This is a genomic window from Curtobacterium sp. MCSS17_007 (genome assembly GCF_003234175.2).
Taxonomy (GTDB): Bacteria; Actinomycetota; Actinomycetes; order Actinomycetales; family Microbacteriaceae; genus Curtobacterium.
Map to the genome: position 1 here is coordinate 3,108,634 of NZ_CP126257.1, position 22,604 is coordinate 3,131,237.

General features: G+C 71.5%; 20 protein-coding genes. 10 read left to right on the forward strand and 10 right to left on the reverse strand.

Annotated features, from left to right (window positions below; all coding sequences use genetic code 11):
* Positions 1-13 precede the first annotated feature (13 nt).
* Positions 14-1,684 carry a GspE/PulE family protein gene (locus DEJ22_RS14770; protein ID WP_111227382.1) on the reverse strand — a complete coding sequence of 557 codons (1,671 nt, stop codon included), beginning with the start codon at positions 1,682-1,684 and terminating at the stop codon, positions 14-16.
* 355 nt (positions 1,685-2,039) lie between these two features.
* On the opposite strand from DEJ22_RS14770, the gene DEJ22_RS14775 reads away from it, so the two are divergent.
* Positions 2,040-2,405, forward strand: coding sequence for a VOC family protein (locus tag DEJ22_RS14775; RefSeq protein ID WP_111227381.1), 366 nt, complete (start codon positions 2,040-2,042; stop codon positions 2,403-2,405).
* A gap of 128 nt (positions 2,406-2,533) precedes the next feature.
* Here DEJ22_RS14775 and rpoC read toward each other — a convergent pair whose 3' ends face one another.
* The 6 genes from rpoC to DEJ22_RS14805 form a co-directional block, all read right to left on the reverse strand.
* Complete coding sequence (gene rpoC, locus DEJ22_RS14780; protein ID WP_111227380.1) at positions 2,534-6,415, reverse strand: DNA-directed RNA polymerase subunit beta'; 3,882 nt, start codon at positions 6,413-6,415, stop codon at positions 2,534-2,536.
* 47 nt (positions 6,416-6,462) lie between these two features.
* Positions 6,463-9,951: a DNA-directed RNA polymerase subunit beta gene (gene rpoB / locus DEJ22_RS14785; RefSeq protein ID WP_111227379.1), complete on the reverse strand. Its 3,489-nt coding sequence runs from the start codon at positions 9,949-9,951 to the stop codon at positions 6,463-6,465.
* Between the two features lie 358 nt (positions 9,952-10,309).
* Positions 10,310-10,849 carry a hypothetical protein gene (locus tag DEJ22_RS14790; RefSeq protein WP_111227378.1) on the reverse strand — a complete coding sequence of 180 codons (540 nt, stop codon included), beginning with the start codon at positions 10,847-10,849 and terminating at the stop codon, positions 10,310-10,312.
* Between the two features lie 306 nt (positions 10,850-11,155).
* Positions 11,156-11,806, reverse strand: coding sequence for a response regulator (locus DEJ22_RS14795; RefSeq protein WP_111227377.1), 651 nt, complete (start codon positions 11,804-11,806; stop codon positions 11,156-11,158).
* Positions 11,803-13,002 carry a sensor histidine kinase gene (locus DEJ22_RS14800; RefSeq protein WP_146241766.1) on the reverse strand — a complete coding sequence of 400 codons (1,200 nt, stop codon included), beginning with the start codon at positions 13,000-13,002 and terminating at the stop codon, positions 11,803-11,805. The genes DEJ22_RS14795 and DEJ22_RS14800 overlap by 4 nt, the downstream gene beginning before the upstream one ends.
* The gene (locus DEJ22_RS14805) at positions 12,999-13,499 is read right to left on the reverse strand and encodes a hypothetical protein (protein ID WP_111227375.1); all 501 of its coding nucleotides are present in this window, start codon (positions 13,497-13,499) and stop codon (positions 12,999-13,001) included. The genes DEJ22_RS14800 and DEJ22_RS14805 overlap by 4 nt, the downstream gene beginning before the upstream one ends.
* A gap of 134 nt (positions 13,500-13,633) precedes the next feature.
* Here DEJ22_RS14805 and DEJ22_RS14810 point away from each other — a divergent pair, with 134 nt between their 5' ends.
* From DEJ22_RS14810 to DEJ22_RS14835, 6 genes are all read left to right on the forward strand, one after another.
* Positions 13,634-14,476 (forward strand): spermidine synthase, encoded by an 843-nt coding sequence (locus DEJ22_RS14810; RefSeq protein WP_111227374.1) that lies wholly within the window; start codon positions 13,634-13,636, stop codon positions 14,474-14,476.
* A 178-nt stretch (positions 14,477-14,654) separates the two neighbouring features.
* Positions 14,655-15,431, forward strand: a complete 777-nt coding sequence (locus tag DEJ22_RS14815) for a phage holin family protein (RefSeq protein ID WP_111227373.1) — start codon at positions 14,655-14,657, stop codon at positions 15,429-15,431.
* A 134-nt stretch (positions 15,432-15,565) separates the two neighbouring features.
* The gene (locus DEJ22_RS14820) at positions 15,566-16,435 is read left to right on the forward strand and encodes a hypothetical protein (RefSeq protein WP_111227372.1); all 870 of its coding nucleotides are present in this window, start codon (positions 15,566-15,568) and stop codon (positions 16,433-16,435) included.
* Positions 16,432-16,911, forward strand: coding sequence for a SprT-like domain-containing protein (locus tag DEJ22_RS14825; protein WP_111227371.1), 480 nt, complete (start codon positions 16,432-16,434; stop codon positions 16,909-16,911). Before DEJ22_RS14820 ends, DEJ22_RS14825 begins: the two co-directional genes overlap by 4 nt.
* A 47-nt stretch (positions 16,912-16,958) precedes the next feature.
* On the forward strand, positions 16,959-17,660 hold the full coding sequence (locus tag DEJ22_RS14830) for a CGNR zinc finger domain-containing protein (RefSeq protein ID WP_111227370.1): 702 nt from the start codon (positions 16,959-16,961) through the stop codon (positions 17,658-17,660).
* Positions 17,661-17,793: 133 nt separating this feature from the next.
* Positions 17,794-19,119, forward strand: coding sequence for an Nramp family divalent metal transporter (locus DEJ22_RS14835; protein WP_111227369.1), 1,326 nt, complete (start codon positions 17,794-17,796; stop codon positions 19,117-19,119).
* Between the two features lie 17 nt (positions 19,120-19,136).
* Here the strand turns inward: DEJ22_RS14835 and DEJ22_RS14840 are convergent, their stop codons facing one another.
* Positions 19,137-19,439, reverse strand: coding sequence for a DUF427 domain-containing protein (locus DEJ22_RS14840; RefSeq protein WP_111227368.1), 303 nt, complete (start codon positions 19,437-19,439; stop codon positions 19,137-19,139).
* A 54-nt stretch (positions 19,440-19,493) separates the two neighbouring features.
* Positions 19,494-20,105, reverse strand: a complete 612-nt coding sequence (locus tag DEJ22_RS14845) for a hypothetical protein (RefSeq protein ID WP_111227367.1) — start codon at positions 20,103-20,105, stop codon at positions 19,494-19,496.
* 116 nt (positions 20,106-20,221) lie between these two features.
* Here DEJ22_RS14845 and DEJ22_RS14850 point away from each other — a divergent pair, with 116 nt between their 5' ends.
* Positions 20,222-20,854, forward strand: a complete 633-nt coding sequence (locus tag DEJ22_RS14850; RefSeq protein WP_111227459.1) for a GNAT family N-acetyltransferase — start codon at positions 20,222-20,224, stop codon at positions 20,852-20,854.
* Between the two features lie 61 nt (positions 20,855-20,915).
* A complete protein-coding gene (locus tag DEJ22_RS14855) occupies positions 20,916-21,398 on the forward strand; it encodes a hypothetical protein (protein WP_111227366.1) in 483 nt (160 codons plus the stop codon).
* 13 nt (positions 21,399-21,411) lie between these two features.
* On the opposite strand, the gene DEJ22_RS14860 is transcribed toward DEJ22_RS14855, so the two are convergent.
* Entirely contained in the window at positions 21,412-21,807 is a 396-nt protein-coding gene (locus DEJ22_RS14860) for a DUF4333 domain-containing protein (RefSeq protein ID WP_181430836.1), read from the reverse strand.
* 130 nt (positions 21,808-21,937) lie between these two features.
* Between DEJ22_RS14860 and DEJ22_RS14865 the strand changes: the two genes are divergently transcribed.
* Entirely contained in the window at positions 21,938-22,579 is a 642-nt protein-coding gene (locus DEJ22_RS14865; RefSeq protein WP_502861973.1) for a DUF1684 domain-containing protein, read from the forward strand.
* Positions 22,580-22,604 lie beyond the last annotated feature (25 nt).

Consider the following 22,604-nt stretch of genomic DNA (forward strand, 5'->3'; position numbering starts at 1 on the left):
TCGTGCTCCCGCCCTACGCGACCACGCGCAGGATCTCGTCGACGCTCGTCATGCCGAGCTTGACCTTCTCCCACCCGTCCTGTCGCAGCGTGAGCATGCCCTGCTGCTGGGCGACCCGGCTGATCTCGGCGCTCGACGCACGCGCGACGGCGAGACGCTCGATCTCCTCGGTGACGGTCATGACCTCGTGCAGGGCGATGCGGCCGCGGTACCCGGTGTTCGAGCAGACGGCGCAGCCGATCGGTGCGAAGAACTCCGGCACGGCTGCGTCCGGACGGTCGAGGAACCCGAGCGCGTGCAGCTGCTCGGCCTCGTAGACCGCGGGGGCCTTGCACCGGTCGCAGAGCCGTCGGGCCAGACGCTGCGCGACGACGGAGTCGAGTGCGGAGCCGACCAGGAACGGTTCGATGTCCATCTCGGTGAGACGGGTCACGGCCGACGGGGCGTCGTTCGTGTGCAGGGTGGAGAGCACGAGGTGACCGGTGAGCGACGCCTCGATGGCGATCTGCGCGGTCTCGTGGTCGCGGATCTCACCGAGCAGCACGACGTCGGGGTCGGAGCGGAGGATCGACCGGAGCGCGGACGCGAACGTCAGACCCGCCTTCGGGTTGACCTGCACCTGGTTGATGCCGGCCATGCGGTACTCGACCGGGTCCTCGACGGTGATGACGTTGATCTCGGGCTTCGCGACCGCGTTCAGCGTCGTGTACAGCGTCGTCGACTTGCCCGAGCCGGTCGGTCCGGTGACCAGGATCATGCCGTACGGCTTCGAGTAGGACCGCTGGTACGCCCGGAAGTTCTGCTCGAGCAGGTTGAGGTCCTTCAGGGACATCGACGTGTTCGTGTTGTCGAGGATCCGCATGACGACCTTCTCGCCCCACACGGTGGGCAGCGTCGCGACGCGGAGGTCGATCTGGCGCCCGCCGTGGCGGACCGACATGCGGCCGTCCTGGGGCTTCCGGCGCTCGGCGATGTCGATGTCGCTCATGATCTTGAGGCGGCTGATGACGCCGTTCTGGATGTTCTTCGGCGCCGGTGCCATCTCGTGCAGCACGCCGTCGATGCGGTACCGCACGCGGACCTCGTGCTCGCCGGGCTCGATGTGGATGTCGGAGGCGTGGTCCTGGATCGCCTGGGACACGAGCAGGTTGACGAAGCGGACGATCGGGACGTCGTCGAGCGCCCCGTCGGTCAGGTCGACGTGCTGCTTCGCCTGGGTCGATGCCTCTTCCTCGAGGGACGAGGTCAGGTCGTTCAGCTCGTCGTCCGCCCGGAGGTACCGGTCGAGCGCTGCCTGCAGGTCCCGCTCGTCGACCTGCAACGGCTTGACGGTCCGGCCGGAGGCGGCACGGGCGTCGTCGATCGCGAGCACGTTGGTCGGGTTGACCATCGCCAGGACGAGCGTCTCCCCCTCGAACCCGATGCCGAGCACGCCGTGCCGGCGGCACAGCGCGGCCGGCAGCATCGAGACCGCGGTGCCGTCCACCGGGTAGTCCGTCAGCGGCACGGTGCGCGAGTTGTTCGACGCCGCACGGGCGGTGATGTACTGCGCCTCGCTCACGACACCCTGGTCGACAAGGGTGCGGATCGCGCGCTCGTCGATCTCCTCGTCGCCCGTCATGGCGTCGAGGTGTTCGATCGGCAGTGCGCCGTTGAGGATGAGGATCTCGGACAGCGTGGCCATGTGTCCCGGAGCCTCCTTCGGGTCGAGACCGGGTCGTGGGGAACGCACCGCAGCGGCGCGGCGCCCGTCCACGCTACGGCCGCCCGGCACGGCCCCCGCAGTCCCACAACGAGGGGGCGACGGGGTGCCGGGTGGCCCCAGTGCAGGGGTACCGACGGGTACCGAGGGGTGCCGAGGGGCCCGCAGCGCGTTCGTCATGCACCGATGCTGCGACCCGAGGCGGTGCGCGCACGGACGCGAGCGGCATCCGGTGCACAGGTCGACCTGCCTGCGGCCCTGTGCAGGAACGGCGGTCCGCAGGTCCCGCGACGAGGAGACCCTCGACGTGCGCCCACCGGCCGGGACATGATGAGTCATGGACATCACGAGCGTGACCGTGGGCCTGCCCGTCACCGACATCGAGGCGTCCTGCCTCTGGTACGGCGCGGTGTTCCAGCGCACCGACCCCGACCTCGAGCCCGAGGACGGCGTCGTCGAGTACGAGATCGGCGGCATCTGGCTCCAGCTGTACCTGGCCGCGGACGCCGAGGAGCACCCGGCGACCGTCCGGTTCGGTGTCGACGACGTCCGCGCGCAGCACGCGCGGATCGGGTCCCTCGGCATCGACGTCGGCCCGGTCGAGTGCGTCGACGGAGCCGTCGACTGGTTCGACGTGCGCGACCCCGACGGCAACGTCCTCAGCCTGTACTCGCTGGTCGACGAGAAGGGCCGCACCGCCTGAGACGCGGCCACCCGCCGGACGGGAGGCGCGGTACGGGCTCGCACCGTGCCTCCCGTCCGACACCGCTCCGGCAACGAGGAAGGCCCCCGCATCCGAGGATGCGGGGGCCTTCCGACGTCAGCTCAGGCTCAGTTGTAGGTGCCGGGCGTGAAGTCGTCGGACGAGAAGCTGTCGAAGTCGACGAAGCTCAGGTCCGCGTCCGAGAACGAGGAGTCGTCGGCGAAGATGCGGTTGGGGTACCGCTCTGCCTTCGCTTCCTCGGTCGCGGCGACGTCCACGTCGCGGTACCGGCTGAGGCCCGTCCCGGCGGGGATGAGCTTACCGATGATGACGTTCTCCTTGAGGCCGACGAGGTGGTCCTGCTTGCCCTCCATGGCCGCCTGCGTGAGGACGCGGGTGGTCTCCTGGAAGGACGCAGCGGACAGCCACGACTCGGTCGCGAGGGACGCCTTCGTGATGCCCATGACCTCCTGGCGAGCCGAGGCGGTCTTGCGACCCTCCTGCAGCGCCGCACGGTTCAGCGCGTTGTAGCGCGACCGGTCGACGAGCTCACCCGGCAGCAGGTCGGTGTCGCCGTGGTCGACGACGGTGACCTTGCGGAGCATCTGACGGACGATGACCTCGATGTGCTTGTCGTGGATCGGCACGCCCTGCGAGCCGTACACGTCCTGCACACCGTTGACGAGGTGCTTCTGGACCTCGCGCACACCCTTGACCCGGAGGACCTCCTTCGGGTCCACCGTGCCGGCGATGAACTGCTCGCCGAGCTCGACGTGCTGGCCGTCCTCGATGAGGAGGGTCGCACGCTTGAGCACCGGGTAGATGAACGGCTCGTCGCCGTTGTCCGGCGTGAGGATGATCCGACGACCCTTGTCCGTGTCCTCGATCGTGACGCGGCCGGGGGCCTCGGCGATCGGGGACGCACCCTTCGGGGTGCGGGCCTCGAAGAGCTCCGTCACGCGGGGCAGACCCTGCGTGATGTCGTCGGCCGAGGCCGAACCACCCGTGTGGAAGGTACGCATCGTCAGCTGGGTACCGGGCTCACCGATGGACTGGGCGGCGATGATGCCGACCGCCTCGCCGATGTCGACGAGGTTGCCCGTGGCGAGCGAACGGCCGTAGCACTTCGCGCAGACACCGACGGCCGACTCGCAGGTCAGGACCGAGCGCACCTTGATGCTCTCGACACCTGCCTCGAGCAGCGTGTCCAGCAGGACGTCACCGACGTCCGAACCGGCCTCGGCGACGACCGTGCCCTTCGCGTCCACGGCCTCGGTGGCCAGGGTGCGCGAGTACACGGTGTTCTCGACGCGCGGGTCGCGGACGAGGGCGCCGTCGGCACCCACGGTCGCGATCGGCAGCTCGAGACCACGGGTCGTGCCGCAGTCGTCCTCACGGATGATGACGTCCTGCGACACGTCGACGAGACGACGGGTCAGGTAGCCCGAGTCGGCGGTACGGAGAGCCGTGTCCGCCAGACCCTTGCGCGCACCGTGCGTGGCGATGAAGTACTCCGCCACGGTCAGGCCCTCGCGGTACGAGTTGATGATCGGGCGGGCGATGATCTCACCCTTCGGGTTGTTCACCAGACCGCGCATACCGGCGATGTTGCGCACCTGCAGCCAGTTACCACGAGCACCGGACGACACCATGCGGTTGATGGTGTTGTCGACCGGGAAGTTGTCGCGCATCTCCTGCGCGATCTCGTTCGTGGCCTCGGTCCAGATCTTGATCAGGTCGGCGCGGCGCTCCGCATCGGTGATCAGGCCCTTGTCGAACTCGCCCTGGACCTTGGCGGCCTGGACCTCGTAGCCCGCGATGATCTCCTTCTTGCGAGGAGGCGTCACGACGTCCGACAGCGCCACGGTCACACCGGAGCGGGTGCCCCAGTAGAAGCCCGCGTCCTTGATCCGGTCCAGCGCAGCGGCCGTCTCGGTCTTGGAGTAGCGCTCGGCGAGGTCGTTGACGATCGCGGAGAGCGTGCCCTTGTCGGTGACGCGCTGCACGAACGGGTAGTCCGCCGGCAGGGTCTCGTTGAAGAGCGCACGGCCCAGGGTGGTCTCGAGGAGGATCGACTGACCGACCTCGTAACCCTCCGGTGCCTCGCCCTCGGCGAAGTGGACACCCGACATGCGGATCTTCACCATCGCGTTCAGGTGCAGCGTGCCCTGGTCCTTCGCCATGATCGCCTCGGCGACCGAGGAGAACGAACGGCCCTCACCGACGGCGCCCTCGCGGACGGTCGTCAGGTGGTGCAGACCGATGATCATGTCCTGTGCGGGCAGGGTCACCGGACGGCCGTCCGACGGCTTGAGGATGTTGTTCGAGGCGAGCATCAGGATGCGGGCCTCGGCCTGGGCCTCGACCGACAGCGGCAGGTGCACGGCCATCTGGTCACCGTCGAAGTCCGCGTTGAACGCAGCACACACGAGCGGGTGGAGCTGGATGGCCTTGCCCTCGACGAGCTGCGGCTCGAACGCCTGGATGCCCAGACGGTGCAGCGTCGGTGCGCGGTTCAGCAGGACGGGGCGCTCGCGGATGATCTCCTCGAGCACGTCCCACACCTGCGGACGCGACCGCTCGACCATGCGCTTGGCCGACTTGATGTTCTGCGCGTGCGACAGGTCGATGAGGCGCTTGATGACGAACGGCTTGAACAGCTCGAGCGCCATCTGCTTCGGCAGACCGCACTGGTGCAGCTTGAGCTGCGGGCCGACGATGATGACCGAACGGCCCGAGTAGTCGACTCGCTTGCCGAGCAGGTTCTGGCGGAAGCGACCCTGCTTTCCCTTGAGCATGTCGCTCAGGGACTTCAGGGCGCGGTTGCCGGTGCCCGTGACCGGACGACCACGGCGACCGTTGTCGAACAGCGCGTCGACCGCTTCCTGCAGCATGCGCTTCTCGTTGTTCACGATGATCTCGGGGGCACCGAGGTCGAGCAGGCGGCGGAGACGGTTGTTGCGGTTGATCACACGACGGTAGAGGTCGTTGAGGTCCGACGTGGCGAAGCGGCCACCGTCGAGCTGCACCATCGGGCGGAGCTCCGGCGGGATGACCGGCACGACGTCGAGCACCATCGCGGCCGGCGAGTTGCCGGTGGCGAGGAAGGAGCTGACGACGCGCAGACGCTTGATCGCGCGGATCTTCTTCTGGCCCTTGCCCTCGGCGATCTGCAGGCGCAGCGCCTCGGCCTCGGCGGCCAGGTCGAAGGCCTCGAGACGCAGCTTGATCGCCTCGGCGCCCATGTAGGCGTCGAAGTAGATCCCGAAGCGGTCCTGCAGCTCGTGGAACACGGCGTCCTCGGGCTTGAGGTCGCCGACCTTGAGGTTGCGGAAGTCCTCCCACACGCGCTCGAGGCGGGTGATGTCCTCGTCGAAGGACTTGCGGACCTGGGACATCTCCTTCTCGGCGGTGTCCTTGGTCCGGCGCTTCACGTCGGCCTTGGCGCCCTCTTCCTCGAGCGCTGCGAGGTCGTCCTCGAGCTTCTTGAGACGGTCGGCGATGATCGAGTCGCGCTGACCCTCGAGGTTCTTGATCTCGAGGCGCATCTCGTTCTCGAGACCGGGCATGTCGGCGTGACGGCCCTCTTCATCGATGTCGATGATCATGTACGCCGCGAAGTAGATGACCTTCTCGAGGTCCTTCGGCGCCATGTCGAGGAGGTACCCGAGGCGCGACGGGACGCCCTTGAAGTACCAGATGTGCGTGACGGGTGCGGCGAGCTCGATGTGGCCCATGCGCTCACGACGGACCGAGGACTTGGTGACCTCGACGCCGCAGCGCTCGCAGACGATGCCCTTGAAGCGGACACGCTTGTACTTGCCGCAGGCGCACTCCCAGTCGCGGGACGGACCGAAGATCTGCTCACCGAACAGACCGTCCTTCTCGGGCTTCAGGGTGCGGTAGTTGATGGTCTCCGGCTTCTTGACCTCGCCGTACGACCACTGACGGATGTCCTCGGCGGTCGCGAGGCCGATCCGGATGGCGTCAAATGACGTTGCTTCGAGCAATGTTCTTCTCTCTTGCTGAGTTCGAAACGTGTTCGGTACGGGCCGGCTCAGATGTCGTCGACGGACGACGACTCAAACCGCGAGGAGATGTTGATGCCGAGCTCTTCAGCGGCACGGAAGACCTCGTCGTCCGTGTCGCGCAGGCTGACCGCCTGGCCGTCGGCCGAGAGGACCTCGACGTTCAGGCAGAGCGACTGCATCTCCTTCATGAGGACCTTGAACGACTCGGGGATGCCGGGCTCCTGGATGTTCTCGCCCTTGACGATCGCCTCGTAGACCTTCACGCGGCCGAGGATGTCGTCGGACTTGATCGTCAGGAGCTCCTGGAGGGCGTAGGCGGCGCCGTACGCCTCGAGCGCCCACACCTCCATCTCACCGAACCGCTGTCCACCGAACTGCGCCTTACCACCCAGCGGCTGCTGCGTGATCATCGAGTACGGACCGGTCGAACGGGCGTGGATCTTGTCGTCGACCAGGTGGTGCAGCTTGAGGATGTACATGTAGCCGACCGAGACGGGCTCCGGGAACGGCTCGCCGGAGCGGCCGTCGAAGAGCTGCGCCTTGCCGGACGAACCGATCAGGCGCTCGCCGTCGCGGTTCGGGAGCGTGCTGTCGAGGAGACCCTCGATCTCGCGCTCGTACGCACCGTCGAACACCGGGGTGGCGACCTTCGTGCCGGGCTCCGCGTGACGGGCGGCCTCGGGGAGGGCGGATGCCCACTCCTGGATGCCCTCGACGTTCCAGCCCTGCTTCGCGAGCCACCCGAGGTGGATCTCGAGGACCTGGCCGAAGTTCATGCGGCCGGGGACGCCGAGCGGGTTGAGCACGATGTCGACCGGGGTGCCGTCCGCGAGGAACGGCATGTCCTCGACCGGCAGGATCGTCGAGATGACGCCCTTGTTGCCGTGACGACCGGCGAGCTTGTCACCCGCGGTGATCTTGCGCTTCTGGGCGATGTAGACGACCACGCGCTGGTTGACGCCCGAGCCGAGCTCGTCGTCGCCGTCCTGCGCGTCGAAGACCTTGACGCCGATGATCGTGCCCTCTTCACCGTGGGGCACCTTCAGCGAGGTGTCGCGCACCTCGCGCGACTTCTCGTTGAAGATCGCGCGGAGCAGGCGCTCCTCGGCGGAGAGCTCGGTCTCACCCTTCGGCGTGACCTTGCCGACCAGGATGTCGCCGGGGCGGACCTCGGCGCCGATGCGGATGATGCCGCGCTCGTCGAGGTCTGCCAGGAGGTCCGGGCTGACGTTCGGGAGGTCGCGGGTGATCTCCTCCTTGCCGAGCTTCGTGTCGCGGGCGTCGACCTCGTACTCCTCGATGTGGATCGAGGAGAGCGTGTCGTCCTTCACGAGGTTCTGCGACAGGATCATCGCGTCCTCGTAGTTGTAGCCCTCCCACGGCATGAACGCGACGAGGAGGTTCTTGCCGAGCGCGAGCTCGCCGTTCTCCGTCGCGGGGCCGTCGGCGATGACCTCGCCCTGCTCCACGCGCTCGCCTGCGGAGACGATGACGCGGTGGTTGTAGCTCGTGCCCTGGTTCGAGCGGTCGAACTTGCGCAGGTAGTAGGTCTGCGTGCCGCCCTCGTCGAGCTGCAGGGTCACGGCGTCAGCCGAGACCTCGGAGACCACACCGGCCTTGTCGGCGGTGACGACGTCACCGGCGTCGATGGCGGTGTAGCCCTCCATGCCGGTGCCGACGAGCGGCGACTCGGAACGGAGCAGCGGGACGGCCTGACGCTGCATGTTCGCACCCATGAGGGCGCGGTTCGCGTCGTCGTGCTCGAGGAACGGGATGAGCGAGGTCGCGACCGACACCATCTGGCGCGGCGAGACGTCCATGTAGTCGACCTCGTCCTTGCCGACGAGCTCGACCTCGCCGCCCTTCTTCCGGACGAGCACCTTGTCGTCCTGGAAGTGGAAGTCGTCGGTCAGCGGCGCGTTGGCCTGGGCGACGACGAAGTCGTCCTCCTCCGATGCCGTGAGGTAGTCGATGGTCGTGGTGACCTGACCGTTCACGACGCGGCGGTACGGCGTCTCGATGAAGCCGAACGAGTTGATCCGACCGAACGACGCGAGCGAGCCGATCAGGCCGATGTTCGGGCCTTCCGGGGTCTCGATCGGGCACATGCGGCCGTAGTGCGACGGGTGGACGTCACGGACCTCGACGCCGGCACGCTCACGGGACAGACCACCCGGGCCGAGGGCCGACAGGCGACGCTTGTGCGTCAGACCCGCGAGCGGGTTGTTCTGGTCCATGAACTGCGACAGCTGCGAGGTGCCGAAGAACTCCTTGATCGCGGCGACGACGGGTCGCACGTTGATCAGGGTCTGCGGGGTGATCGCCTCGATGTCCTGCGTGGTCATGCGCTCGCGGACGACGCGCTCCATGCGGGACAGACCCGTGCGGACCTGGTTCTGGATGAGCTCGCCGACGGCGCGGATGCGACGGTTGCCGAAGTGGTCGATGTCGTCCACGTCGAGGCGCAGCTGGACGGGCTCGCCGTCACGGACACCGTCGAGCGTCGTCTTCTCGGCGTGGAGCGAGACGAGGTACTTGATGGTGCGGACGATGTCCTGCACGGTCAGCACCGAGTCCGAGAGCTGCGCGTCGATGCCGAGCTTGCGGTTCAGCTTGTAGCGACCCACCTTGGCGAGGTCGTAGCGCTTCGGGTTGAAGTAGAAGTTGTCGAGGAGCGCACGCGCGGCCTCGGCGGCGACCTGCTCGCCCGGACGCAGCTTGCGGTAGATGTCCTTGAGCGCCTCTTCCTTCGTGAGGACGGCGTCCTTCTCGAGGGTCGACTCGATCGAGGCGAAGCCCTGGAACTCCTCCATGATCTCCTCGCTCGTCAGGCCGAGGGCCTTGAGGAAGACGGTCACGGACTGCTTGCGCTTGCGGTCGATGCGCACGCCCACCTGGTCGCGCTTGTCGATCTCGAACTCGAGCCAGGCACCACGCGAGGGGATGACGCGAGCGGAGTAGATGTCCTTGTCGGACGTCTTCTCCTGCGCACGCTCGAAGTACACGCCCGGCGAGCGGACGAGCTGCGAGACGACGACGCGCTCGGTGCCGTTGATGATGAACGTGCCGCGCTCGGTCATGAGCGGGAAGTCGCCCATGAAGACGGTCTGCGTCTTGATCTCACCGGTCATGTGGTTCATGAACTCGGCGTTGACGTACAGCGGCGCGGCGTAGGTCTTGCCACGCTCCTTGCACTCGTCGATGGAGTACTTCGGGTCCTCGAGCTCCGGGGACGTGAACGAGAGCTGCATGGTCTCGCCGAGGTCCTCGATCGGGGAGATCTCCTCGAAGATCTCCTCGAGGCCGGAGTGCAGGGCGAGGTCGGTGCGACCCTGCTCCTGTCCTTCGGCGAGGCGGGCCTTCCAGACGTCGTTGCCGACGAGCCAGTCGAAGCTCTCCGTCTGGAGGGCGAGCAGATCCGGCACCGTGAGGGTGTCCGTGATCTTGGCGAACGAGAGTCGCGAGTGGTTGCGACCGTTCTTGGGGTTGGTGGATGCGTTGGGCGCAGCAGCCAAGGGTGTGACCTCCGGTAGGCCCCGTCGGGCCGGTACTGACGAGCAGCACGTAGGTGAGTGGATTGATCGCTCGGCGCGACCCCGGGACCACCGACACGGAACGCACGACGGACACGACCGTCGAGGACCTGTGGGATGATCGGTGAGCGGGACCCGCCGCCATATACGGGACCGGCTTCACCAGGGCGCGTGTTCGACCGCAATATGACGACACACGGATGCCAGGGAGCGCGAACTGTCATCATAGGTCGCCCTGGCCTGCGCTGTCCAGTCCTGGCTTGACCGGATTCGGCGATGGCGTGTATAAGCACGCGGACCGCCGCCGCATTCCCTGCCGCCGGGCCCCGGTCGGCGCGTGTCAGGCCGCGAGCGCGTGCAGCACCTGCTCCGGGTGCTCGGTCCGCACGAAGGTGACGCGACCGCGGTCGTCCGTGATGCGCACGCCCCGGCCGGGCGTCAGGATGAGCGCGCGGACGCCCCGCCCGAGCCGCAGTCCGACCCCGCCGTACGTGCGGGCGTCCGCCTCGACCACGGCGACGTCGGCGATGCGTCGGCGCGCGATGCGTCGTGCGGGCAGCGGCCGGAAGCGCAGGACGACGTCGGTCTCGGTCACCGCGATCCCGGTCCGGGCGAGCAGCAGCAGCGCGCCGGCGACGAGCGCGACCACACCGGGCACGAGCAGGGCGACCTCTGGTGCGTCCCCGGGCCATCCGAGCACGGCCGCGGTGAGCACGCCGCCGCCGAGCAGGAGCGCGGCACCGAGCACGCGCATCCAGAGCGGCGCGCGCTCACCGTCCGCGGTCACCGGACGGGAGGCGCGGTGCGGACGGGCGGAGCGGCCCGCCGCGGTCGCGGTGCGGGCGGGTCGGAGGGTGGGGACGCTGAGGGTGTCGGTCATCGCGGGTCTCCTGGGGGAGTCGGGTGCTGCCGCGTGCCGCACGGATCGGGGATCGGCGCACGCGTGGTGGGGTGCGCCGTCGCACGCCGGAGGGCGGCGCACCGCTGGGCGCGCCGACGACGTGCGGGGCACCCGGGCGCGGTGGGGGTCGCGCGTGGTCGTGCCGGTCCACGTCGTGGTCACCCGGACCGGCGGAACACCACGGCCTCGCAGGGCGCGGTGCTCGACACCTGTCGGGTGACGACGAGGTGAACGGTACGTCGTGTCCCTTGACGTCGGCTGGTCGTACGCGGAGGGGACGCTGCGTCAGCGCAGGACGCGGGCCACGGCCTCCGACCGGGACCGCACGCCCAGCTTGGCGAACACCTGGTTCACGTAGGACTTCACGGTCGGGACCGTCAGGAACAGCTCGGCGGCGATCTCCGGGTTCGTCCGACCGGCCGCGATCCGCTCGAGCACGTCGGCCTCGCGCGGGGTGAGCTCCGGGAAGCGGTCGCGGACCGCGGGGGCTGTCGGGTGCTCCGACGCCACCGGGGCGGCGCCGAGCTGCGCGACGAGCCGGGCCCCGACCTGCGCGTCGAACGTGGTCTGGCCCGAGGCGACGGCGCGCACCGCGGTGGTGACCTCGGCCCGGCCGGCGTCCTTCGTCAGGTACCCGCGTGCTCCGGCTCGGAGCGCGCCGACGATCGACTCGTCGTCGGCGTAGGTCGTGAGCACGAGCACTGCGACCTCCGGGTGCGTGGCCGTGATCGCCGCCGTGGCGGTCGGGCCGTCCGTCCCCGGCATCCGCAGGTCCATGAGCACGACGTCCGGCGGGTCGCCCTCCACCATCGCGATCGCCTCGGCACCGTCCGCGGCCTCGCCGACGACCTCGAGGTCGGGCACGAGCGACAGCACGGTCACCAGGCCGTCCCGCACGATCGCCTGGTCGTCCACCACGAGCACCCGGATCGTCACCGCCGCACCCCCGGCTCTCCGGACGGCGTCGGTACCCGCATGGTCACCACGAAGGACCCTTCCACGGCACCGGCGGTGACGGACGAGTCGTCGCCGAGCTCCGCGAACCGCTCCCGCATCCCGTCGGTGCCGTGTCCACGAGCGGCGCCCGAGGCGGTGGCCGCCGGGTCCGCGGTCGCATCGAGGGGGTTGGTCACGGTGACCCGGACCGCGGCGTCCTCCTGGTCGACGGACAGCACCACGGGGCGGCCCGGAGCATGCCTGCGCGCGTTGCTCAGGGCCTCCCGGCCGGCCGCGACCACGACGTCGCGGTGCGCCGCGTCGACGGCGGTGAGCGCCAGGTCACCGTGCGTCGTGACCGTCCCGCCGAACGCACGGTGCGCGTCCACCAGACCGGTCAGGTCCACGGGCGGCCCGACGGGTCCGACGGTGTCGTCCCGCAGCGCGTGCACGGCGCGTCGGGCCTCGGCGAGCCCCGACGCCGCGAGGGCCCTTGCCGCGCCTGCGCGCCGCGTGGCCTCCTCGACGCGACCCGCCTCGAGCAGGGCCTCGACCGCGTCGAGTTGCAGGACGAGTCCGCCGAGCGAGTGGGCGAGGACGTCGTGGACCTCACGGGCCGTCCGGGACCGGTCCGCCAGCAGCTCGGCGCGCTGCTGCTCGACCTCGGCCTGCAGGGTGCGGTCCTCGACCAGGCGGGCCTGGTGGCGGCTGAACCCGACCACGGCCGCCAGGAGCAGACCGCCGCCGATGCCGAGCACGAGCGTCACCGGTGCGCCGGCCGGCACTGCGGTGCCCGCGACCTCGACCAGTGCCACGGTCGCGGCGACGGGGCCTGTCCACGTGGGCAGCAGTGCGCTCGCGCCGAGGACGACGACGCCCACGAGCGGCACGGCGACCACCACGGTCACCGTCGGGACGACGACGGCGGCGCCGGCGACGACCATGACCCCGGCCGCGACGAGCAGCACGCGCTCCGAGCGGGCGGCGACGCGGAGCACCCACGCGGCGAGCGCCACGGCCCCCGTGACCCACACCCAGACGGGCGCGTCGACGGCGGTCGCGGTGCGGACGGACCAGTACGCGACCACGACGATCCCGAGGACGTTCAGCGCACGGGTGACCGCGGAGCCGGACCGCACCCGCACCGCCCCGGGCAGTGCGGCAGCGGTCCTGACGGGTCCAGGGCTGCTGCTCACCGGACCATCATGCCGCTGGTGGCGCGCGGCATCCGCTGGTCGACGACCAGGGCCCGTGCTGCCCGGTTCAGCGCCAGGACGAGCAGGATCGCGCCCGTCGAGGTGAGCAGGTGCGCGCCGAGGTGACCGCCGACGACGTCCAGCCCGACACGGACGGCGACCAGGAGCAGCCACAGCCCGGCGCCCACCCACCCGGTCCGGGCCTGCAGCGTCCGTCCGTGGTCGTCCGGGGTCGCAGCCGTCCGGAACCGGGTCATCGACCCCATCGCGAGCCCGACAGCGACCGCGAGCAGGGCCTCGATGCCCAGGAAGAGCACGTCGAGCGTCGTCACGGTGACGGCCGACCGCGCGAGCACCACCACCCCGACCACGCCGAGGACGAGCGGGGCGCGCCACACCCGCGTCGGGTCGAGGGCCCGCCAGGTCGCCTGGCGGTACGCCAGGAGCCCGACGAGGAGGAGTCCGACGACGGTGTTCGTGAGGAGCTGGGCGGTCATGGTGTGCCTTCCCGACGGGGTGTCCGACGGGGGTCCCCGACCGGTGCTCCCAGCCTCGCGAGCGGGGTCCGCCGTGCCCACCACCCGCGGGTGGTGGTCCGGGTGGGGATGCGGGGTGGTGTTCCATTGGGGGCATGGCTGATGCGTTCGACGGGTTCCGGATCGGTGCGGGCTGGGCAGCCGTGGAGCCGGACCGGCACCGCCCCGGTTCGTTCACGCTCGTGGTCGACGGCACCCCGCAGTCGCACGTCGACCTCGAGGACCCCACGCACCTGGCCTTCGAGTACATCCGGCGGATCGGGCACGCGATCGACCTGCTGCCCGAGGGGCCGGTCACCGCGCTCCACCTGGGAGCGGGCGCACTCACGCTGCCCCGCTACGTCGCCGTCACCCGCCCGGGCTCCCGGCAGCAGGTGGTCGAGCTCGAGCGGGACCTCGTCGACCACGTCCGCGCGGTCCTGCCGTTCCCCCGCGGCGCATCGATCCGGGTGCGGTACGGCGACGCGCGCGAGGTCCTCGGCAAGCTGCCCGCCGGACTCCGCGGCACCGTCGACCTGGTGGTCGTCGACGTGTTCGGCGGATCGCAGATCCCGGCGCACGTGACGAGCGTCGAGTTCTACCGGTCCGTCGCCGAGTTCCTCTCCCCCACCGGCATCGTCGCGGTGAACGTCGCGGACGGCGCCGGGCTGGCGTTCGCCCGCGGTCAGGCGTCGACGCTGCAGGCCGTGCTGCCGTCGGTCGCCGCGGTCGCCGACACGGGGATGCTGAAGGGCCGACGCTTCGGCAACATCGTGCTGCTCGGGTCGAAGGCGGACCTGCCGGTGGCCGACATGCCCCGGCGGTACTCGTCGGACCCGATGCCGGCGAAGGTGGTGCACGGGCAGGAGCTCCGCGCCTTCACGGCGGGGGCGGCGATCGTCACCGACGCGACCGCGGTCGCGTCCCCCGAGCCGAACCGCAGCGTCTTCGGCGGCTGAGCCGGCGGTCGGGTCGCGACCACCTCCGGCCGGGAGGCGCCGTGCCGGTCCGCCACCGCGCCTCCCGGCCGCGGACGGGTACAGGAGTCCCGTGTCCCCCTGAACACGTCGGGCATCCGGCTGCCAGGATGGGGGACAACGACCGCGCGACCGCGCGACCGACCGAGGGAGTCCCCTGATGACGAACGACGACCGGAGCAACGAGGACCGGACGGGCGACGGCAGCGCGCCGGTCTGGGGCAGCGCGCCGCGGCACGACCAGCACGACGCACCGCGCTACGGCGAGCGCGTGGACCCGGCACCGGGCTCGGCACCGCAGTACGGCGAGCAGCACCAGGGCCAGCCGCAGTACGGGGAGCGCGACCAGTACGGGCAGCAGCCGCAGTACGGGCAGCACCACGGGCACCAGCAGGACCAGTACGGGCAGCACGACGGCCGACAGGACTCCCCGACGTGGGGTGAGCACCAGGGCTCCCACCAGCCGTACGCGGCGTCCTCGGCTCCGGCGAGCGCCGGCAGCCCCGCGTGGCAGTCCTACGAGGAGCCGAAGCGCAAGAAGAAGACCGTCGGCGTCGTCGCCTTCGTGCTCGGACTCGCGTCGCTCGTGCTCGGCGTGGTCGGCGGCTACCTGATGGGGAACGCCCTGGCGAACAGCAACGCCCTCAGCGACATCGCGCAGGGTGGCGGTGCCTCGGCCGAGCAGCAGCAGCAGTTGCAGCAGCAGCTCATGAACGACCCGGCCGTGATGGGTCAGCTCGGCGTCGGTGCGGTCGTGGCCGGCATCGCCGCGATCCTCGGCCTGTGGGCACTCGTGCAGGGCATCATCGCCGCCGTGACCAAGCGGGGTCGCGGCTGGGGCGTCTTCGCGATCGTCCTGGCGGTCGTCGCCACCATCGCGACCTTCGTGACCTACATCGGCGTGGCTGCCGCAGCGGCGGTGAACGGCGCGTCCTGAGCGTCCGCCCGCCCGGTGAACGGCCCGTCCCGCTGCAGCGGGGCGGGCCGTTCCGCGTCCACCCCGACACGCTTCACGCCCCCCGTGCGCGTGGCACCGCCCGCTCACGGGAGCCCACGGTTACCCTCGAACCGATGTCCCTCCCGCCCGACGACAGCCAGCAGCCCGACCGCGCCGACCGCGCTCGGGAACCCCGTCACGCCGCACCGGGCGACTCCACGCCGGTCGGCTCCGCACCCACTGCCGGTGTGAGCCCGGGGAGCACCTTCGCGCCGATCAGCCTGCGCCCGGCCGTCGATGCCGACGCCGTGCAGCAGCGGCTGCGCGACCTCGGCCAGAGCCGGAGCACCGACGCCCTCGCCGAGCGCGCCGAGCTCCTCCGCCTGCTCGGCCGTCTCGACGAGTCGCTCGTCGTCGCGGAGGAGGTCTTCCGCCTGACCATGTTCACCGGCGAACGCTCGGACAAGGTCGCCGCGCGCATCCGTCGCGCCCACGTGCTGCACGACCTCGGTCGGTACGAGCGCGCCGCGACCGAGGCCGCCATGGCCCGTGACACGGCACGCACCGAGGAGTGGCCCGAGCTCGAGGGCGCCGCCGCCGAGCTCGAGGGCTGGTCGCTGTTCGAGCTGTCGCGCTTCGAGGAGGCCCGTTCCGCGCTCTCCCGCGCCTACCAGGCGTTCCGGCAGGCCGGTGCTCCCTCGGAGCGCACCGAGGCGCTGCGCACCGCGGTCGAGGCGGCACTCCGCGCATCGGTGTCGCAGCCGAGGGCCGCCGAGGACAAGCCCCGCACCGCCCGCGAGGTCGCCGCGCGCCGCGCCGAGGACGACGAGCCGACCACCCGCGTCGCCGAGCCGGTGAAGCAGGTCCCGCCGGTCCGCCGCCGGGTGCTCGGGGCCCCGGACGCCGCACGCACCGAGGCCGACGACCTGTGGGGGCGCATCGCCGCACGAGCGGCGCAGAAGGGCCAGGCACCGCGCGACGAGCAGGACCCCGACGCGCGGTGACGACGCACCCCGCGGCCGCGACGCTCGAGCGGGTCCGGGTCCGCGCCGAGCACCTGTTGACCGTGCACCTGGGTCCGGGCGGCTGGACGTTCGCGTTCGACCACGCGAAGACCCGGGCGGGCCAGTGCGACTTCGGACGACGTCGGATCACGGTGAGCCGGCACATCGCCGCCCGGGTGTCCGAGGACGACGTCGAGCAGGTGCTGCTCCACGAGGTCGCGCACGCGCTGGCAGGCCCCCGTGCCGGGCACGGGCCCGCGTGGCGTCGGACCGCCGCGGGCATCGGGTACACCGGGTCCCGCCTGTACGACGGGCCCATCGCGTCGGAGCTCGCACCGTGGGTCGGCACCTGTCCGGCCGGCCACGAGCACTTCCGCTACCGCACGCCCACGCGACCGTTGGCGTGCGCGCGGTGCTCGCGACGCTTCGACGGCCGGAACCTCATCACGTGGGAGCGGCGGGCGGCTACCGCATGATCCACGGGCCCCGGGGAGGCGCGCCGGGGAACCGTTAGCCTGGACGGATGCACACGGGGCAGCACATCCGGACGGACAGCGGGTCGTCGTGGTTCTTCGACGCCGGCCGGATCGCCCTGGACTTCGCCCACACCGGTGGGTTCGCCGACGACCCGGACGCCCGACGTCCGCGCGCCCGCCTCGGTGAGCTCCTCGTGACCCCGGCCGACCTGGACGAGTGGCTCGGCGACCACACCGAGCCGATCGACGTCGGCGCGACCGCCCGCGAGCTGCAGGACGCCCGTGCGCTCCGGGCCGCGATCGGCAGGCTCGCGGTGGCGGCCGCCCCGGCCCCCGTCGGGTCCGCGGACGCGGCCGCACGGACCGCCGTCGCGGCGGGACTGCGCGCGGGCACCGGACGCACCCGCCCGGCACCGGACGACATCGACACGGTGAACCTCTTCGCGGCGCTGCCCGACGTGCCACCGAGCCTGCCGGGCGGCCGACGTCGGGCGGGGGCGAACCGGGTCCGGCTGGCGCAGGCGCTGTCCAGCGTGGCGCGGGACGCGGTCGCGCTCTTCACCGAGGTCGGCTTCGACGACGTCGCGGCGGACGGGCAGCCGACGCGGCTCAGCCGGTGCTCGGCGGAGGACTGCGGGCTCGTGTTCTACGACTCGTCGCGCGGGGGCACGCGTCGCTGGTGCTCGATGCAGCGCTGCGGCAACCGGGCCAAGGTGCGCGCGCACCGCGCCCGCCGTGCTGCCGCCTGAGCGCGGACCGAGGGCGGAGCGTCTGCGTGGGACGTGGGCGGAGCGCCCGCGTGGGACGTGCCGCGACCGGGGGAGCGTTCGACGTTCACCGAACCTGTGGATTCGGCTCGCCGAATCCTGGCATGCTGAGGACATGACCGACACCGCCGCCGCTCGACGTGCCCGCTCCGGACGCCCCGCCGACGGCACCGACCCCCGTCGTGCCGACGCAGCTGCGATCCGGGGCGGCGCACCGGGAGCCGGTGGACCGCGTCGCCGCGCCGCCGGCCTCACCCTGCTCGGCCCGGCCTTCGTCGCCGCGATCGCCTACGTCGACCCCGGGAACGTCGCGGCGAACCTCACCGCGGGCGCGCAGTACGGGTACCTGTTGCTCTGGGTGCTCGTCGCCGCGAACGCGAGCGCCGTCGTCGTGCAGTACCTCTCGGCGAAGCTCGGCGTGGTCACCGGCCGGTCGCTGCCGGAGCACCTGGGGCTGCGCATGCGACGGACCCCGCGGCTGCTCTTCTGGGCGCAGGCCGAGGTGGTGGCCGCCGCGACCGACGTCGCCGAGGTCATCGGCGGCGCACTCGCCCTGCACCTGCTCTTCGGCCTGCCGCTCGTCGCCGGCGGCGTGCTCACCGGCGTGGTCTCGATGGCGATCCTGCTGCTGCACAGCCGCCGCGGCACCCGCACGTTCGAGGCCGTCGTGACCACGATGCTCGCGATCCTCACGGTCGGCTTCTGCGCCGGGCTCCTCTTCGCGCAGGTCTCACCGGGCGAGCTCGTCAGCGGGCTCGTCCCCCGCTTCGAGGGCGCGCAGTCGGTACTCCTCGCCGCGTCGATGCTCGGCGCGACGGTCATGCCCCACGCCGTCTACCTCCACTCGGCACTCGCACGCGACCGGCACGGCGACGTCCCGGCGGGCCCGGAACGCCGCCGGGTGCTCGTCGCGACGCGGTGGGACGTCGCCCTCGCGCTCGTCGTGGCCGGCGGCGTGAACGTCTGCATGCTCGTGCTCGCCGCCGCGACGCTGCCCGGGGTCGCCGGGACCGACACGATCCCCGGCGCGCAGGCCGCGATCGAGGCGAACGTCGGCCCCGTCGTCGGTGTCCTGTTCGCGGTCGGGCTGCTCGCGTCCGGACTCGCCTCGACGTCGGTCGGCTGCATGGCCGGCGCGGAGATCATGCACGGCCTGCTGCACGTCCGCATCCCGGTCGTGGTGCGCCGCCTCGTGACGCTGCTGCCCGCCGTCGCGCTGCTGGCGTTCGGGGCCGACCCGACGACGCTGCTCGTCCTCAGCCAGGTCGTGCTGAGCTTCGGCATCGCCTTCGCGATCGTGCCGCTCGTCGTCTACACGTCGCGCCGCAGCATCATGGGCGCAGACGTCAACGCGATGACCACCCGCGTCGTGGCGGGGGTCATCGCGCTGGTGATCGTCGCCCTCAACGTGGCGCTCGTGGTGCTGACGGTGGCCGGCTGAGCCGACGGGGTCCGTCGTCAGTCGACGACGCGGACGTCCTTCCAGAAGGCGTAGTAGCCCGAGTAGTCCTTGCCGACCCGGTCGAACGACGACGGGATGGGCGTCGGGTAGGACCACGCGCGGTCCGGCAGTTCCTGACCGTCGACCGTGACGGTGTAGTACTGCGTGTCGCCCTTCCACGGGCAGTGGTACTGGGTGTCGCTCTCCGAGAAGTACTCCGGCTTCACGCTGGCCGGCGGGAAGTACCAGTTGCCCTCGATCTGGACGAGGTCCTCCTGCGGGGCCTCCGCGATCACGGTGTCGCCGACGACTGCCTTCATGACGTGTGCTCCTTGCGATCAGCGGCGCCCTGGCGGCGCCTGCGTTCGGGAACGCTACGCCGGCGCGCTCGATTCCCGCAGGACGACCAGGTCGGGCCCCGCGGCGAGCGCCGCCTGGACCGTCCCGCGGTCCAGGTCGGCGGCACCCTCGGCCGCGCTGACCAGGTGCTTCGCCGCGCGCCGGAGCCCGGTCCAGGCGGCGCAGGCGACGGCCGCCTCGGGCGACGTGTGGTCGATGCCGACCGACACGAGCGCATCGACGACCGCGCCGGCCGCGAGCAGGTCCTCGACGGCCTGCTCCGGCACCTCCGCAGTGTCGACCGGCTCGCCCGCCGCGTCCGCCACGGCACCGGCACCGTCCGTCGCACGTCCGGCGGCGACGACCGCGACGACGCAACGGTCCCCGCGTGCGGCCTGGAGGCCCGTCACCCGCTCCGCGACGGCCGTCGCGTTGCCGAGGTGGCCGAGCACGACCTCCGGACCGTCCGGCAGCAGGGCGGCCGCCGCCCGCCCGCGCGACACGGGGTCGGCACCGCGGGCCGCGTCGTGCGCGTCCGGCAGCACGTCGACCCACACGACGAGGTGGGTGTCGTGCGCGATGCGGGACGCACCCGCACTCCCCCACGCGAACCGGACCTGGTACTGCTCCTGGGTGCGTGCTGCCACCGGACCACGATAGCCGCGGCGCACCCCCGCCGAACTCCGGCCGGGTGCCTGTCCGTCTCCACAGGTGCGGTCCGGGCGGCCCTCCCGACGCTCTCGCGACCGTAGGATCGGTGATCATGGAGATCGCCACCGTCCCCACCCTGACCGGCGACCGCGTCACCCTCGAGCCCCTGGCGGCCGAGCACGCGGACGACCTGCGGGCGGCGGTGTCGGACGGGGACCTCTGGCGCACCTGGTACACCTCGGTGCCCGCCCCCGACCGGGTGGACGCCGAGATCGAGCGCCGGCTCGGCGAGCACGAGGCGGGCCGGATGGTGCCGTTCGCGATCCGCGACCGCCCGACCGGACGGGTGGTCGGTGCCACGACGTTCGCGAACATCGACACGGCGAACCGTCGCGTCGAGATCGGGTACACCTTCCTCGCTCGCGCCGCCCAGCGCACCGGCATCAACACCGAGGCGAAGATGCTCCTGCTGTCGCACGCCTTCGACGCGTGGACGTGCATCGCGGTGGAGTTCCGGACGCACTGGCACAACCACCAGTCGCGCGCGGCCATCGCGTCGCTCGGCGCGAAGCAGGACGGCGTCCTCCGCAGCCACTCGATCGGTCGCGACGGCACGCTCCGCGACACCGTGGTCTTCTCGATCACCGCGGCCGAGTGGCCGACCGTGCGTCTCGCGCTCACCGGACGGCTCCGCACCCGCGACCGCGCCGAGGGTGCCCGCCGTCGCGCGGCCCGGCACGCCTGAGCCGTCCCGCCGTCCCCCACACGGCACGGACCGCACAGCACGTCCGCGTACGGTCCGGCGCATGCACGTCGGTCTCCGCATCGTCCTCGACGCCCCCGTCGACGCCGTCCGTGACGCCCTGCTGTCGCCGTCCGTGATGGTCGCGGTCACGAAGCCGTTCCTCGTCTACCGCTCGCGGTCGCCCGAGGGCCTGCCGGAGCGCTGGACCCCCGGGGTGCCGCACCCGATCACGGCGGACGCGTTCGGCGTCGTGCCGAGCGGTGACACCCACGTGGACATCCACCTGTACGAGGTCGACGGCGTCCCGGTGCAGCGTGACGACGGCGGCGGGGCCTCGGGACTGTTCGGGCGCATGACGATGCGGCACCGGATGGCCACCGTCGACCTCGGGGACGGCCGGACCCTGCTGCTCGACCGCCTGACCTACCGGATGCGCCCGGCGCTCCTCGGCGCCGCGCTGTGGCCGGGCATGTGGGTCATCTGGCAGTGGCGGGCACTGCGGATGCGGCAGCTCGCCCCGTCCTGGCGACGTCCCGGCAGCTGACGCGCGCCGTCCGTCAGGACTTCGGCTGCTCGTCCACCTGCACGTGGACGGCGTAGTCCGAGCCGTCGACGTCGCGCACCTCGACGGCGGAGTCGTACACGGTCGCGTCACCCTCGGCGCCGATCTCGCAGTGCACGGTGTTCCCCTCGACCAGGTCGATCGGGTCCACACCGCAGTCGACCAGCGGACGCTGACCCACCTCGCGCTCGAGGGCGTCGGCCACCGCGCTCTCGAACCGCGGGGGCGACACCGTCCGGTTCGCCGAGGCCGAGGCAGTGCACCCGGCCAGCACCGTCACGAGCGCCAGACCCGTCGCGCACGAGGCGATCGTGCTCGCGACCCGTGGCGCCGTCCCTCCAGCCGCCGTCCGTCGGGCGGCGGTCCGCCGGGTCGTCGTTCCTCTGATCACGTCGCCCGTCCCCTCGTCGGTCGCTACCCGCCCAGTCTGCCAGGGGCACCACCGGACGGCTCGCAGGCACTCATCCACAGCGACGGCCGGTCGCTGGCGGGTCCGGAGCCGCCGGGCGTACCCTCACACCGTGAGCCAGACGCAGGAGCCGAGGGCCCAGGACCGCGTGCACAGCACGCTCGCCACCGTGGACTGGCGGCGGATGACGTTCGACCTGTACCGGCGGGTGCGGGCGACGGCCGATCCCGAGACCGCGCACGCGATGTGGCGCGAGACCCGCGACGCGATGTTCGGCGAACACCCGGCGAGTCCGCTGCTCGACGAGGACGCCCGCGACTTCGAGGCGCTGCCGGTGCCGGACTACGACCCCGAGTGGCGCTTCCGCGCCCGCGTCGAGCCGGCGGAGCCCCGGGCGATGGACGTCGAGACCGGCACCGACGGCACCGTGCACTTCGACCGGCTCGGCGTCGTCCGACTGCCGGGCATCGGCACGCTCGACGTGTGGTCGCACGGCGGGTACGCGGGTGGCATCTTCGTGCCGGTGAAGGACGCCAGCGCCGGCAGGGCCCGCGGCACGTACGGCGGCGGCCGGTACCTGCTCGACACGATCAAGGGTGCGGACCTCGGGGGCGACGACGGCGAGCTCGTCCTCGACTTCAACTTCGCGTACAACCCCTCGTGCGCGTACGACCCGGCGTGGGCCTGCCCGCTCGCCCCGCCGGGCAACACCGTCGCCGTGCCGATCCCGGTCGGCGAGCAGTACGACTTCTGACACCACGCACGCACGACGGACACGG